The organism is Pyruvatibacter mobilis (assembly GCF_012848855.1).
Taxonomy (GTDB): Bacteria; Pseudomonadota; Alphaproteobacteria; order CGMCC-115125; family CGMCC-115125; genus Pyruvatibacter; species Pyruvatibacter mobilis.
The window spans coordinates 1,730,403-1,744,283 of record NZ_CP051630.1 but is presented as its reverse complement, the minus strand read 5'-3'; the positions used below and the strand labels follow the sequence as shown (position 1 = coordinate 1,744,283).

Genomic DNA, 13,881 nt, shown 5'->3' with positions numbered 1-13,881 from the left:
CCCAAACCGCACATCTGACAGGAAACCCAGAGAACCATGCCGATGAATGTGACGATCGCCACCGCCACCCTGCCCAAGACCGGTGCCCTTATCCTGCCGGCCGTGGAGGGCACCTCGCTCCTGCCCACCGCCGAAGCCGTGGACAAGGCCATGTCCGGTGGCCTGAAGCGCGCCATGAAGGCCGCCGACTTCAAGGGCAAGGCCGGGCAGGTGCTGGATGTGGTGGCACCGGAGGGCGTCGGCGTCAGCCGTCTTTACATGGTCGGTCTCGGCGCGGCCCGCTCGGTCAAGCAGGCCGGTCTCGAGACCGCCGCCGGCACCATGGTCGCCCGCCTCAATGCGGCGCGCGTCAAGCAGGCCTCCATCGCCGCAGATCCCATCGCCGATGCTGACCTGTCCGACGCTGACATCGCCGCCCATCTCGCCATGGGCGCGCAGCTCGCTGCCTATCGCTTCGATGGCTACTTCACCAAGCAGAAGCCGGATCAGAAGCCGACCCTCACCAAGGTCTCGGTGATGACGAAGGCTCAGGCCCGCGCCAAAAAGGCCTGGGAGATCCAGTCCGCCATCGCCCAGGGTGTCTATCTCGCCCGCGACCTCGTCAACGAACCGCCGAACATTCTGTACCCGGAGAGCTTCGCCAAGAAGTGCAAGGCGCTCACCTCCCACGGCCTCAAGGTGGAAGTGCTTGGCGAAAAGCAGATGGAAAAGCTCGGCATGGGCTCTCTGCTAGGCGTGGGGCAGGGCTCCGTGCGCGAAAGCCAGCTCGTCGTCATGCGCTGGGAAGGCGGCGCGCAGAACGCCAAGCCCGTCGCCTTTGTCGGCAAGGGCGTGACGTTTGATACCGGCGGCATCTCGCTCAAGCCCGGCGCCGGCATGGAAGACATGAAGGGCGACATGGGCGGTGCCGCCGCTGTCACCGGCACCATGCTGGCGCTCGCGGCCCGCAAGGCCAAGGTCAACGCCGTGGGCGTCCTCGGCCTTGTCGAGAACATGCCCGATGCAGGCGCCCAGCGCCCCGGCGACATTGTCACCTCCATGTCCGGCCAGACCATCGAAATCCAGAACACCGATGCCGAAGGCCGCCTCGTGCTGGCCGATGCCCTCTGGTACACCCAGGACCGCTTCAAGCCGCGCATCATGATCGATTTGGCCACCCTCACCGGTGCCATCCTCGTGGCGTTGGGGGAGGAACATGCGGGCCTCTTCTCCGACAACGACAAGCTGTCCGAACAGCTCGCCGAAGCCGGCAAGGCCTCCGGCGAAACCGTCTGGCGTCTGCCGATGGGCGATGCCTATGACAAGCTGATCAAGTCGAAATTCGCCGACATGCGCAATATCGGCGGCCGCAATGCGGGCTCCATCACCGCCGCCCAGTTCCTCAACCGCTTCACCAATGGCGTGCCCTGGGCGCATCTGGATATCGCCGGCACCGCCTGGCAGTCCGGCGCCAAGCCCACGTCTCCGTCCTGGGGCACCGGCTGGGGCGTGCGCCTGCTCAACCGTCTGGTTGCGGACAATTTCGAGTAAGCCCTGATGGCCGAACTGCTGTTCTACCACCTCGAGCGCTCAACGCTGGAAGCCGTGCTGCCGCAGCTTCTTGAAAAGACGCTCGAGCGTGGCTGGACGGCAGTGGTCCGCGCGGGCTCGCCGGAACGTGTGAAAGCGCTCGATGCCCATCTGTGGACCTACCGCGACGACGCCTTCCTGCCCCATGGCGCGGAAGGCGAGGGCTATGAAGACATCCAGCCCGTCCTCCTGACCACCGGCACGGACAATCCGTCCGGTGCCAATGTCCTCTTTGCGGTGGATGGCGCGGATATCACCGGCGTTGAAACCTACCAGCGCTGCGTCCTGATGTTTGACGGAGCCGACCCCGCAGCCGTCGCCCGCGCCCGCGAGCACTGGAAAACCGTCAAGGCCGACGGCCACGACGCCACCTACTGGCAGCAAAGCGAGCAGGGCCGCTGGGAGAAAAAGGCCTAGGCGTCTTCCGCTGCAAGGCCCGCTTTCTCAACCGCGTCCTCATAGGCCACATGACAGGCTTCCCAGGCGGCTTCGGCCTTTTCGAGCTGGGTGCCGAGTTCGCCGCGCGCGCGGGCGATGAGGTCGGCCTTGGCGGGATCGCGCTCGAACAGGCTGCCATCGGCCAGCACAGCATCCAGCTTGGTGATCTTTTCCTCGATCTCGATGATTTTCATCTCCGCGGCATCCGCCTTCTTTTTCAGCGGCGCGATGGAGGCCCGTGCCTTGGCCGCTTCCTTGCGCGCCGCCTTGCCGCGCGCCTCGTCCTCGGCGGTCGGGGCAGGGGCACGGTCGGGGGCAGAGGCTTTCACAGCCGGGCGGTCGTCGCTTTGCGCGCCGGGGCGGCCGCGCTGGCTCAGCAGCAGGCGGCGGTAATCATCCATGTCCCCGTCAAAGGCCTCGACCCGGCCCCCATGCACCAGCCACAGCCGGTCGGCGCAGGAATCGATCAGGTGCTGGTCATGGCTGATCAGGATGACCGCGCCCGGATAATTGTTGATCGCATCCACCAGCTGGTCGCGCCCCTGCATGTCCAGATGGTTGGTCGGTTCGTCGAGCACCAGCATGTGCGGCTTGTCGAAGGTGGCAAGCGCCAGCAGCAGCCGCGCCTTCTCGCCGCCCGACAGGTCGCGCACCTTGACGTCCGCCCGCTTGCCGGAAAAGCCGATGGCGCCGACGCGGGTACGCACCTGCGCATCCGTCACTTCACCGAACTTCTCCATCCGCTGCCGCATGGTCTGATATGGCGTCAGCCCCTCCGGCAGCTCGTCCACCTGGTGCTGCGCGAAATAGCCGATGCGCAGCTTCGGCGAGCGCCGCACCTTGCCGTCCATCTGCTTCAGCCGCGCGGTAATGAGCTTGGCGAAGGTGGATTTGCCGTTGCCGTTGGCGCCCAGCAGCGCAATCCGGTCGTCCTGGTCGATGCGCAGGGTCATCCGCGACAGGATGGCTTTTTCGTCATAGCCGACGGATGCATCTTCCATGGTGATGATCGGCGGCGGCAGCAGGTCCTCCGGACCCTGAAGACTGATCGGCGCCGATTGCTCGTCCGCCAGCACCGTCGGCAGTTCCAGCTTCGACAGCGCCTTCATCCGGCTCTGCGCCTGCCGCGCCTTCGACGCCTTGGCGCGGAAGCGCTCCACGAAGGCGCTCATATGCTTGCGCTTGGCATCCAGCTTCTTGCGCAGGGCAATGTCGTGTTCCGCCTGCTCCGCCTTCAGCTTCTGGAAGCGAGCGAAATTGCCCGAGTAGAAAGACAGCCGCTGGTGCTCCAGATGCAGGATGCCCGTCGCCACCTGGTCCAGCAGGTCGCGGTCATGGCTGACGATCAGCAGCGTGCGCGGATATTTACGCAGGAAGTCCACCAGCCAGATCGTGCCTTCGAGGTCGAGATAGTTGGTCGGCTCATCGAGCAGCAGCAGGTCCGGCTGGGTAAACAGCAGGGCCGCCAGCGCCACGCGCATGCGCCAGCCGCCGGAAAAATCCTTTGTCGGCCGCGCTTGGTCCGCCTCATCGAAACCGAGACCCGCCAGGATGCTCGCCGCCCGCGCCGGGGCGCTGTGCGCATCAATGTCCGCCAGCCGCGTATGAATGTCCGCAATCCGGTGCGGATCGGTGGCGGTCTCCGCCTCCGTCAGAAGCGCCAGCCGCTCCGTGTCAGCCGCCAGCACGGTTTCCAAGAGGCTGATATCCGTCGCCGGCGCTTCCTGCTCCACCCCGCCGATACGCCAGTTCTTCGGCACCGAGATCGAGCCCGTCTCAGACGGGATCTCGTTGCGGATCAGACTGAACAGGGTCGACTTGCCGACCCCGTTGCGGCCCACCACGCCCACATGCTTGCCCTCGGGCACGCCTGCGGTGGCACCCTGCAGCAGCACCCGGTCACCGATCCGGTAGGTAATATCGTTGATTTGCAGCATGGCGTGCGGCTTTGCCTGATCCGGCGTGGAAAGGTTAAGGGCAGGGCGCAGCCTGGGGGTGCTTGCAGGGAAGCTGGCAGCGCGGCTATAACGCGCGCGACTTCACCTGAGCCTTATCCAAGGCCCTCTTGAAACCGCATTTCTAAGCGTCTCCCGTCAGATGTCCACCATGCTCTCGCGCATAGGCGCATTGCATGGTCTCTCCTCCCGCGGCACAGGCGGCAGCGCGACCTGCCAAGCTCCATAGGAAAGGCACACACCATGGCCCTCGAGCGCACCTTCTCCATCGTCAAGCCCGACGCCACCAAGCGCAACATCACCGGCAAGGTCATCGACCGTCTGGAATCCGCCGGCCTGCGCGTCATCGCTTCCAAGCGCATCCACATGACCAAGGAGCAGGCCGAAGGCTTCTACGCGGTCCATAAGGAGCGCCCCTTCTTCGGTGAACTGGTGTCCTTCATGACCTCCGGCCCGGTCATCGTGCAGGTGCTGGAAGGCGAAAACGCCATCGCCAAGAACCGCGAAGTTATGGGTGCCACCAACCCGGCCGACGCCGCCCCCGGCACCATCCGCGCCGATTTCGCCGAGAGCATCGAAGCCAATTCCGTGCACGGCTCCGACGCCCCGGAAACCGCAGCCGAAGAGATCAAGTTCTTCTTCTCCGACGACGAAATCGTCGGCTGAAGCCTCTCGCAAAACTGATCGAAAAAGGCGGATGCTCTGGCATCCGCCTTTTTTGTGCGCGAGTCTGTGCCCTGACCTTATCGGAGGAGAGGCTCAACCGGCTCTTCAGTTAGACCCGTCAGGCGCGAAAAGGCGAGGATGAACCTCGAGAATGACCCCAAGGTCTGTGTTGTCAGCGATCAGGTCGTCGGACATACGGGCAACCATTCCCGGTGTGACAAAGGCAAGTGACGGCACAAGGCGGCCCAGCATGACAGCGGCCTGAAACACGCCAAGTGGCAGCGGCAAGAGCCGGGGGGAGCGGTCCAGACTGTGGAAAATCGACCGCACGAATTCCGCATAGGTGAGGACCGATCCGCCTCCGATCTCAAAAGCCCTGTTCAACGCCCCCGGTTGGCTGATTGCTGCCACGCAGGCCGCAGCCAGGTCTTCTGCGTGAACCGGCTGGCGGAGGCCATGGGCGCCAGCAACGATTGGAAAAAATCCCACCCGTTTAATGACATCGGCGATGAAAGAGACGTTTCTGTCCTGTCCAGCGCCATAGATCATAGTGGGCCGCAAGATCGTCCAGGCTGCTCCTGCCGCCGCGGCTTTGTTCTGGACAATGTCCTCGCAGCGCGCGAGCTCGGCTGCGAATGCACGGTCAGCCGCATTTGGGGCATTTTCCTTGCTGATCCGGCTCATGCTGCTCACGACAATCACGTGACCGGGGCGCAACGTGTCTACGAGTCGGCAAAGGTCGTCGGTGATTGTGATGGGGGCCGTCGAAATCAGGGTATCAACAGGCGAAGGTGGCAGGCGGCGTCCGTCCGTGCCGGGTGTCGAGGCGTAGGTTGCGAAGCCATGGGCGGTTGAGGCACTGCGCGCAATCGGAAGTACCCGATGCCCGTTCTCTGCAAGACGGGGCAGGATAAACTTGGAAATCTGGCTGGTAGCACCGATGACGGCCACTGATTTCATATGCACGGCCTCCCTGCCGATGCCCGCAATCGTCAGCCCTGAAACAGAAACCGCTGTGGCGTCGCGCCTTCTGCCGTCACTACCCGACCGTCCTCAAAGCGCACCTCGCCGGTGACGATCATCCGCACCGCTTGTGGATAGAGCTGGTGCTCGGCTTTCAGGATGCGTGCTGACAGCGTGTCCGCGTCATCCCCCGGCAGCACCGGCACCGCCGCCTGGGCGATGATCGGCCCACTGTCCAGCGCCGGGGTTATGTAATGCACCGTGCAGCCGGAAATGGTCACGCCCGCATCCAGCGCCTGCTGCTGCACATTCAGCCCCTTGAAGGCGGGCAGGAGGGACGGGTGGATATTCACCATCCGGCCTTCCCATTTGGCGGCGAACTCATCGGTCAGGATGCGCATGAAGCCCGCATAGCAGACAAGCTCGGCGCCCGCGGCCTCCAGCGCGTCCCCTAGCGCCGCATCAAATGCGGCCCGGCTGTCGAACACTGTGTGGTCGATGATCTTCGTGGGAATGCCCGCCTCGGCGGCGATCGCAAGACCCTTGGCCTTCGGCCGGTTGGAAATCACGCACACGATCTCGGCCGGGAAATCCGGTGCCGCAACGGCATCGATCAGCCGCTGCATGTTGCTGCCGCGGCCTGAAATCAGGATGGCGATCTTCATGCGTCTTGGATCGTCCCGATGGCCCGCGTGTCGATCCCCAGGCCCGACAGATGCGCCGTCACGGCGTCCGCGTCATCCCCCGGTGACACCACGGCCACCATGCCGATGCCGCAATTAAACGTGCGGTGCAGTTCCGCATCCGTCATGCCGCCCAGCCCCTGCAGCCAGCGGAACACCGGCGGCAGCTCCCAACTCGTATAGTCAATGTCGGCGGCCAGCGTCTTCGGCAGCACGCGGGGAATGTTCTCAGAGAAGCCGCCGCCCGTGATATGCGCCAGCGCCTTGATGCGCCCGTCGCGGATCGGCTCCAGCAGCGGCGTCACATAAAGCCGCGTCGGCGTCAGCAGCGCCTCGCCCAGCGTCGCAGCGTTGGTGTCAAACGGCGCAGGCGCATCCAGCTTGGCGCCCGCATCGGCAATCAGCTTGCGCACCAGCGAAAAGCCGTTCGAGTGAAGGCCCGAGGACGCAAACCCCAGGATGATGTCACCGGCAGCGATATCCTGCCGCGGCAGCAGCGTCCCCCGCTCGGCCGCGCCCACGGCAAAGCCCGCGAGATCGAAATCATCGCCCTGATACATGCCCGGCATCTCGGCGGTTTCCCCGCCGATCAGCGCGCAGCCCGACTGCGAACAGCCCTCCGCGATGCCGGAGACAACCTGCGCCGCGGCTGCCACGTCGAGGTGCCCCGTGGCGAAGTAATCGAGGAAGAACAGCGGCTCGGCCCCCTGCACGATGAGGTCGTTCACGCACATGGCCACAAGGTCGATGCCGACAGTGTCCAGAATGCCCGTGTCGATCGCCAGCCGCAGCTTGGTGCCCACCCCGTCATTGGCCGCCACCAGGATGGGGTCGGTGAAGCCCGCGGCCTTCAGGTCAAACAGCCCGCCGAAGCCGCCGAGATCGCTGTCCGCGCCCGCCCGGCGTGTCGCCTTGGCCATGGGCGCGATCAGCTTCACCAGGGCATTGCCCGCATCGATGTCCACGCCCGCATCCGCATAGGTGATGCCGTTGGATTTGTCCGGTGAAGCGGGTGCCGCCATCAAATGCCTCTTCGCGCAGATCGGTGGTCGTTAAGTCAGCTTTTCGCCCAATTTGCCGGGCCACATGGTCCCCGGATCAGCCTCCTCGGCTTGCCTCGGGGCCAGCGAGCGCCTAAACGAGCCCAAAGCCCTCCCGAATGCAAGTGCATGGCGGTGCAAGGCAGGGCTGCCGGGGCGGAAATGCTGGCCCGGCAGAGAGTTAGGCACGGTCAGCAGGCAGGGGCAGGGCGCTTTTGCCGCACGGCCTGCGGCGGGGTGATATAGTCCCGCCGCCGCGCCGTCATAGGACGGTCACGGATATGTGGCGAGTGACAGAGTTTGGGGGCTTCGGATGCGGGAGATGACGGGTTTGCTTGAAACAGGAATGCACCGGCGCGTGACGGGATCAGCGGCACTGTCCGCAACTGGGTCCGCAGCACGGCGCGGGGCTGCGCTGCTGCGCGCTGCTACCCTCGCGCTCACCGTCGCCGTGGCGCTCGCCACCGGCCTCGGCGCACCCGCGCCCGCCGCGGCCCAGTCCTCCAGCGACATCTACACCGTCACCGGCATCCCCATCGACGCCACCGGCACTGACGCCTCTCAGGCCCGCGAAGCCGCTTTGGTCCAGGGCCGTATAAAGGCCGCCGATGAAGTGCTGCGCCGGTTCACGCTCTATGCGGACTGGCCGCGCCTGCCGGAAGTGGATGCGGTCACCGCTGATGCCATGGTCACCGGCATCGGTGTCGCCAATGAGCGCACCTCCGGCACCCGCTATCTCGGCGAAGTGACCGCCCGCCTTGATCCGGGCCGTGTCCGCAGCTTCCTGCGGCAATCAGGTGTCCGCTTCACCGAAAGCCAGGCGGCCCCCGTGCTGCTGCTGCCCGTGCTCGACACCCCCGGCGTCCGCGTCCTGTTCGATGAGCCCAACCCCTGGCGCGCGGCATGGGAATCAATCGGCCTGTCCAATTCACTGGTGCCCATCCGGCTCGCCCTCGGCGACCTCGAAGACTTCGCCGCCATCGACGCAGGCACTGCCATCGGCGCTGACTGGGCGGCGGTGGAAGCCATCGCCGGCCGTTATGGTGTGGATCAAGTGCTCGTCGCCCATGCGAAGGCGGACGAGGGTGCATCCTTCGATGTCACACTCTACCGGGTCACCCCGCGGGGTACGGAAGAAACCACCCGCAGCTTCCAGGGCGCCACGGTGGAGGACGCCTCCGCGACGGCGGCGCAGGAAATCCGCAATTCCATGATCGCCAACTGGAAGACGCAGAACGCCGTGGCCTTCGGTCTGGAACAGACCTTCCCGGCCTCGGTGGAGTTCGCCTCCCTCGGCGAATGGGCTGCCATCCGCAAGCGGCTTGAGTCGGTCTCCATTGTGCAGAGCTATGACGTGGTCGCCCTGTCGGCCCGGGGCGCTGAACTGAAGATCCGCGTTGCCGGCCCCATCGAGGCGCTGGCCGCCAACCTGTCCCAGCGCCAGGTGCGTCTGATTGACGAAGGCGGCTACTGGACCATGGCCCTTGCCCCCAGCGCCGCCCCGGCACCGGCCCCCTCGCTGGCGGACCCTGCCACCCTTGAGCCGGCACCCGCATCAGCCCCCACATCCACGCAGCCGCAGGCCGGTGCATCCGGCCTGCCCGAAGACGAGGCCATCGCCGACCGTCTGACCCGCCAGAACGCGGGCAGCCCCGCACCGTGAGCGCTGCATCGTGAGTTTTGTCCCCAACCTGATAACGCTCGGGCGGCTGATCCTCGTCCCGGTCATTATCTATCTGATCGGCCATCAGGAATTCGAGGCAGCCTTCTGGGTCTTCGTCGCCGCCGGTGTGTCCGACGGGGTGGACGGCTTCATCGCACGCCGCTTCAACGTCAAGACCACCCTGGGTGCCTGGCTCGACCCGGTGGCCGACAAGGCGTTGCTTGTCTCCATCTTCGTGTCACTCGGCATGCAGGATCTCATCCCCAACTGGCTGGTGATCCTGGTGGTCAGCCGCGATGTGCTCATTGTCGGCGCGGTGCTGATTTCATGGCTGATCGGCTTTTCCATCACCATGCGCCCCTTGATGGTGAGCAAGATCAACACCACTGTGCAGATAGCCTATGCGGCGGGCGTGCTGGCCGTGCTTGGCTTCGGGCTGGAAGCCTCGCTTGCCTCGGCGCTGGTGCTCGGCACCTATCTCACCGGCATGACAACGGTCGTGTCCGGCGCCAGCTATCTGGTGGACTGGGTGCGGGATGTCAGCGCTTGGGAAACCGATGAGGCGGAAAAGCAGCACACCGCGTCAGACAACTGACGCGCAAAGGCGGATTGGCGCGTCATACCGCTGACGCACCGGCAGGATCAACCAACCCGAAACGGGGCAGAACAGATGAGCGTTGGCAGACAGGCGGCAATCTGGGCAGCGGTGGCGCTGGCCTTCGGCCTCACCCTGCATTTCCTCAGCGGCATCATGCTGCCCTTCGTGGCCGGCATGGCCATCGCCTATTTCCTCGACCCGGTGGCCGACAGGCTGGAAGCAGCGGGTTTCAGCCGCATGGCCGCCACCACCGTCATCTCCATCATCGCCGTGCTGCTGCTCATCCTCGGCATCGTGCTGCTGCTGCCCGTGCTGCAGGACCAGTTCATCGCCTTCGCCAACCGGGTGCCCGGCTATCTCGAGCAGCTCCAGGCGCTCGTCGACCGCGTGATGGATGGCCGCCTGGCCCAGTTCATCTCGACCCTTGATACCGATTTCGAAGCCGCCTTCGGGGACCTCGCCAAGACGGCGGTGGGCTGGGTCGGCGGCGTCTTTGAGCGCGCCATCTCCGGCAGTCTCGCTTTCGTCGGCTTCCTGTCGCTGGTCTTCGTCACGCCGGTCGTCGCCTTCTACCTGCTGTTGGACTGGGACCGCATGGTGGCCCAGGTCGATAGCTGGCTGCCGCGCGACCACGCCGACACCATTCGCGGCCTCGCCCGCGAGATGAACGAGATGCTGTCGGGCTTTGTCCGCGGCCAGGTCACGGTCTGCCTCGTGCTCGGCACCTTCTATGCCACCGGCCTGTCGCTGGTGGGCCTCGAATTCGGCCTTGTGGTCGGCGTCATTGCCGGCATCGTCAGCTTCATTCCCTATCTGGGGGCGGCCACGGGCCTTGTCCTGTCGGTCGGTCTCGCCCTCGTCCAGTTCTGGCCGGACCCGGTGATGATCGGCGCCGTCGCGCTGGTTTTCTGGATCGGGCAGGCGATCGAAGGCAACATCCTCACCCCCTGGCTTGTCGGCTCACGGGTCAAGCTGCACCCGGTCTGGGTCATCTTCGCCCTGTTCGCCTTCGGCACCATGTTCGGCTTTGTCGGTGTGCTGCTGGCTCTGCCGCTCGCCGCCGTCATCGGCGTCCTCGCCCGCTTCGGCGTGTCGGAATATCTCAAGAGCGATCTGTATCGCGGCAGCGGCAGATATCTCAGTCCCGCGGCGGATGCACCGCCCACGGATGATCCCGGAAAAGACGAAGAACCTGCGAAGGGAGGGGAGGCGTGAGCGCACCCGGCCCCCAGCTGCCCCTGCCGCTTGCCCATCGCGCCGCCCAGGGACGCGAGGACTTTCTGGTGAGCGACAGCAATGCCGTCGCTGTAACCTGGATCGACCGCTGGCCGGACTGGCCCCAGCCCGTCGCCGTGCTGGTGGGCCCCGCGGGCAGCGGCAAGTCGCATCTGGCTGATGTGTGGCGCAGCAAGGCCCGCGCCTTGCCCTGCGAGGCACAGGCCCTGCGCAAGGAAGATGTGCCCGAGCTTCTGGCCACCAAGGCGCTGGTGGTGGAAAACCTGCACCAGCTACGTGACCCGGAGGCGCTGTTCCACCTGCTCAATTTCGCGCGGGAGACCGGTGCCTTTCTGCTGCTCACCAGCGCTGAAAGCCCCGCAGCCCTGCACTTCCCCCTGCCTGACCTCATGTCCCGACTCAACGCTGCCCCCACAGTGCAGCTGCACGCGCCGGACGAGATGCTTCTGCTCCAGCTCATCGCCAAGCATTTCGCTGACCGCGGGGTCCACGCCACGCCCACAATGCTGGAATATATTTCCAACCGCATCGACCGCTCGGCGCACGCCGCCCGCGACGTGGTGCAGCGCATCGACATGCATGCCCTCAGCCACGGCAAACGCCTCAATATGAGCGTGATTCGCGATGTGCTGAACGCTCCCGCCGACGCGGGCTGACAGACCCGTTTTCCCCGCCGCGCTGGAAGCTGTCACGCATCCGTCATAACTTGGTGCGATGCCTGCGCTAACTTGATGTTCGCGCTGCCCGATGGTGTCTCCGATGGATGCCGCCGCTTAAGGGCGCCATGATTTCCGGAACAGGTGTATCCATGACGCTAGAAGCCGAGAATACGGTCCAGACCAAGGCTACGACCCTGGACGACATTGCCGGCCAGTTCGCCGGAATCACGCTTGAATCGAACGACCGCTTCATCAACCGCGAGCTGTCCTGGCTGTCTTTCAACGGCCGCGTGCTGGAGGAAGCCGACAATACCAGCCACCCGCTGCTGGAGCGCCTGCGCTTCCTGTCGATCTCGGCCTCCAATCTCGACGAGTTCTACATGGTCCGCGTGGCGGGCCTGCACGGTCAGGTCCAGGCGGGCGTCGATACGCTCAGCCAGGAAGGGCTGACCCCGGCCCAGCAGCTTGAGCAGGTCAATGCCGCCGCCGGCATCCTCATGCGCGACCAGCAGGTCACCTGGCGCAAGCTGCGCGAGCTTCTCACCGGCGAAGGCATTGAGGTGGTGAAGCCCGCAGCCCTCACGCCCTCCGACATGGACTGGCTGGAAACCTTCTTCCTCGAAGATGTGTTCCCGGTGCTCACGCCGCTCGCCATCGACCCGGCGCACCCGTTCCCCTTCATTCCCAATCTCGGCATCTGCATGGCGCTTGATCTGCGCCGCATGTCGGACGGCCAGCCCATGTCCGCTTTGCTGCCGATCCCCAGCCAGGTGAAGCGCTTCGTCCGCCTGCCCAACGCCCAGGCCGACGGCGGCGAAATCATCCGCTTCATCACGCTTGAAAACGCCATCGGCCTGTTCACCAGCCGCCTGTTCCCCGGCTACGAGGTCAAGGGCTCCGGCGTCTTCCGCATCATCCGCGACAGCGACCTCGAAATCGAGGAAGAGGCCGAAGACCTGGTGCGGCTGTTTGAAAGCGCCCTAAAGCGCCGCCGCCGCGGCAGCGTGGTGCGCCTCAAGATCGCCAAGGACATGCCGGAGAAGCTGCGCAAGCTGGTCATCTCCGAACTCGAAGTGAGCCCCCGCGACGTGATCCTGGTGGATGGCCTCGTCGGCCTCGCCTCAACGTCCCAGCTCATCGTCGATGACCGCCCGGACCTCAAATTCACCCCCTACAACGCCCGCTTCCCCGAGCGTATCCGCGACCATGGCGGCGATTGCTTTGCCGCCATCCGTGAAAAGGACATCCTCGTCCACCACCCCTATGAGAGCTTCGACGTGGTGGTGCAGTTCGTCCGCCAGGCGGCCAACGACCCGGACGTGGTGGCCATCAAGCAGACGCTCTACCGCACCTCCGTTGACAGCCCCATCGTCCGTGCCCTGATCGAAGCAGCCGAGGCGGGCAAGTCGGTGACCGCGCTGGTGGAGCTCAAGGCGCGCTTTGATGAAGCTGCCAACATCAAGCTGGCGCGTGATCTCGAGCGCGCCGGGGTGCAGGTCGTCTATGGCTTCATCGAGTTCAAGACCCACGCCAAGATGTCCATGGTTGTCAGGCGCGAGGGCGGGGAGCTGCGCACCTATTGCCATTTCGGCACCGGCAACTATCACCCCATCACCGCCAAGATCTACACCGACCTGTCGCTCTTCACGGTCGATCCGGTGCTTGGCCGTGATGCTGCGCGCGCCTTCAACTACATCACCGGCTATGCCGAACCGGCGGACCTTGAAAAGCTCGCCCTGTCGCCGATGACCCTGCGCAACCTGCTGATCGATTACATCGAAAAGGAAATCGAGCACGTGCAGCAGGGCCGCCAGGGCGCCGTCTGGGCGAAAATGAATTCGCTGGTGGACGCTTCCGTCATCGACGCGCTCTACCGCGCCAGCCAGGCCGGCGTGAAGGTGGAACTGGTGATCCGCGGCATCTGCTGCCTGCGCCCCGGCGTGCCCGGCCTGTCCGAGAACATCGCCGTCAAGAGCATCGTCGGCCGCTTCCTCGAGCATTCGCGCATCGTCTGCTTCGGCAACGGCCACGCGCTGCCCAACCCCGGCGCCAAAATCTACATCTCCTCCGCCGACTGGATGCCGCGAAACCTCTACCGCCGTGTCGAGACGCTGGTGCCGGTCGAAAATGCCACCGTGCACGAACAGATCCTCGACCAGATCATGGTCGCCAATCTCGAGGACAACGAGCAGAGCTGGGACCTGATGCCCGACGGCTCCTATATGCGCACCGAGCTCGGCCCCGACGCCAAGCCCTTCAACGCGCATCAGTACTTCATGACCAACCCCAGCCTCTCAGGCCGCGGCAAGGCGCTGGAAGAAAGCCTGCCCAAGCAATTCCGTTTCCGTACTGCCACCGATTGATTTGGTGTATGACTGACAGCTGACTCGGCGTGCGTACCGGCGTAATCG

At 65.0% G+C, this 13,881-nt stretch carries 12 protein-coding genes; 8 read left to right on the top strand and 4 right to left on the bottom strand.

What is annotated here, in order from left to right; all coding sequences use genetic code 11:
• The first annotated feature begins 42 nt into the window (after positions 1-42).
• Both HG718_RS08200 and HG718_RS08195 read left to right on the top strand, forming a co-directional pair.
• Positions 43-1,530: a leucyl aminopeptidase gene (locus tag HG718_RS08200; protein ID WP_160587608.1), complete on the top strand. Its 1,488-nt coding sequence runs from the start codon at positions 43-45 to the stop codon at positions 1,528-1,530.
• Positions 1,531-1,536: 6 nt separating this feature from the next.
• Entirely contained in the window at positions 1,537-1,986 is a 450-nt protein-coding gene (locus tag HG718_RS08195; protein ID WP_160587489.1) for a DNA polymerase III subunit chi, read from the top strand.
• Here HG718_RS08195 and HG718_RS08190 read toward each other — a convergent pair.
• A complete protein-coding gene (locus HG718_RS08190; protein ID WP_160587490.1) occupies positions 1,983-3,944 on the bottom strand; it encodes an ABC-F family ATP-binding cassette domain-containing protein in 1,962 nt (653 codons plus the stop codon). The two genes, HG718_RS08195 and HG718_RS08190, sit on opposite strands and share 4 nt — an antisense overlap.
• A 261-nt stretch (positions 3,945-4,205) precedes the next feature.
• Between HG718_RS08190 and ndk the strand changes: the two genes are divergently transcribed.
• Complete coding sequence (gene ndk, locus HG718_RS08185) at positions 4,206-4,628, top strand: nucleoside-diphosphate kinase (protein WP_027840111.1); 423 nt, start codon at positions 4,206-4,208, stop codon at positions 4,626-4,628.
• 105 nt (positions 4,629-4,733) lie between these two features.
• On the opposite strand, the gene HG718_RS08180 is transcribed toward ndk, so the two are convergent.
• From HG718_RS08180 to purM, 3 genes are read right to left on the bottom strand one after another with little or no spacing between them, the layout of a single operon-like run.
• Complete coding sequence (locus HG718_RS08180) at positions 4,734-5,588, bottom strand: SDR family oxidoreductase (RefSeq protein ID WP_160587491.1); 855 nt, start codon at positions 5,586-5,588, stop codon at positions 4,734-4,736.
• 32 nt (positions 5,589-5,620) lie between these two features.
• The gene (gene purN, locus HG718_RS08175; RefSeq protein WP_160587492.1) at positions 5,621-6,256 is read right to left on the bottom strand and encodes a phosphoribosylglycinamide formyltransferase; all 636 of its coding nucleotides are present in this window, start codon (positions 6,254-6,256) and stop codon (positions 5,621-5,623) included.
• Positions 6,253-7,296, bottom strand: coding sequence for a phosphoribosylformylglycinamidine cyclo-ligase (gene purM / locus HG718_RS08170; RefSeq protein ID WP_160587493.1), 1,044 nt, complete (start codon positions 7,294-7,296; stop codon positions 6,253-6,255). Before purM ends, purN begins: the two co-directional genes overlap by 4 nt.
• Before the next feature lie 376 nt (positions 7,297-7,672).
• Between purM and HG718_RS08165 the strand changes: the two genes are divergently transcribed.
• From HG718_RS08165 to HG718_RS08145, 5 genes are all read left to right on the top strand, one after another.
• Complete coding sequence (locus HG718_RS08165) at positions 7,673-8,977, top strand: DUF2066 domain-containing protein (protein ID WP_170080194.1); 1,305 nt, start codon at positions 7,673-7,675, stop codon at positions 8,975-8,977.
• A 10-nt stretch (positions 8,978-8,987) separates the two neighbouring features.
• A complete protein-coding gene (locus HG718_RS08160) occupies positions 8,988-9,572 on the top strand; it encodes a CDP-alcohol phosphatidyltransferase family protein (RefSeq protein WP_160587495.1) in 585 nt (194 codons plus the stop codon).
• A gap of 75 nt (positions 9,573-9,647) precedes the next feature.
• Positions 9,648-10,790 carry an AI-2E family transporter gene (locus HG718_RS08155; protein ID WP_160587496.1) on the top strand — a complete coding sequence of 381 codons (1,143 nt, stop codon included), beginning with the start codon at positions 9,648-9,650 and terminating at the stop codon, positions 10,788-10,790.
• Positions 10,787-11,467, top strand: coding sequence for a P-loop NTPase family protein (locus HG718_RS08150; protein ID WP_160587497.1), 681 nt, complete (start codon positions 10,787-10,789; stop codon positions 11,465-11,467). Before HG718_RS08155 ends, HG718_RS08150 begins: the two co-directional genes overlap by 4 nt.
• Before the next feature lie 152 nt (positions 11,468-11,619).
• Entirely contained in the window at positions 11,620-13,833 is a 2,214-nt protein-coding gene (locus HG718_RS08145; protein WP_027840116.1) for an RNA degradosome polyphosphate kinase, read from the top strand.
• The last annotated feature ends 48 nt before the right edge of the window (positions 13,834-13,881 follow it).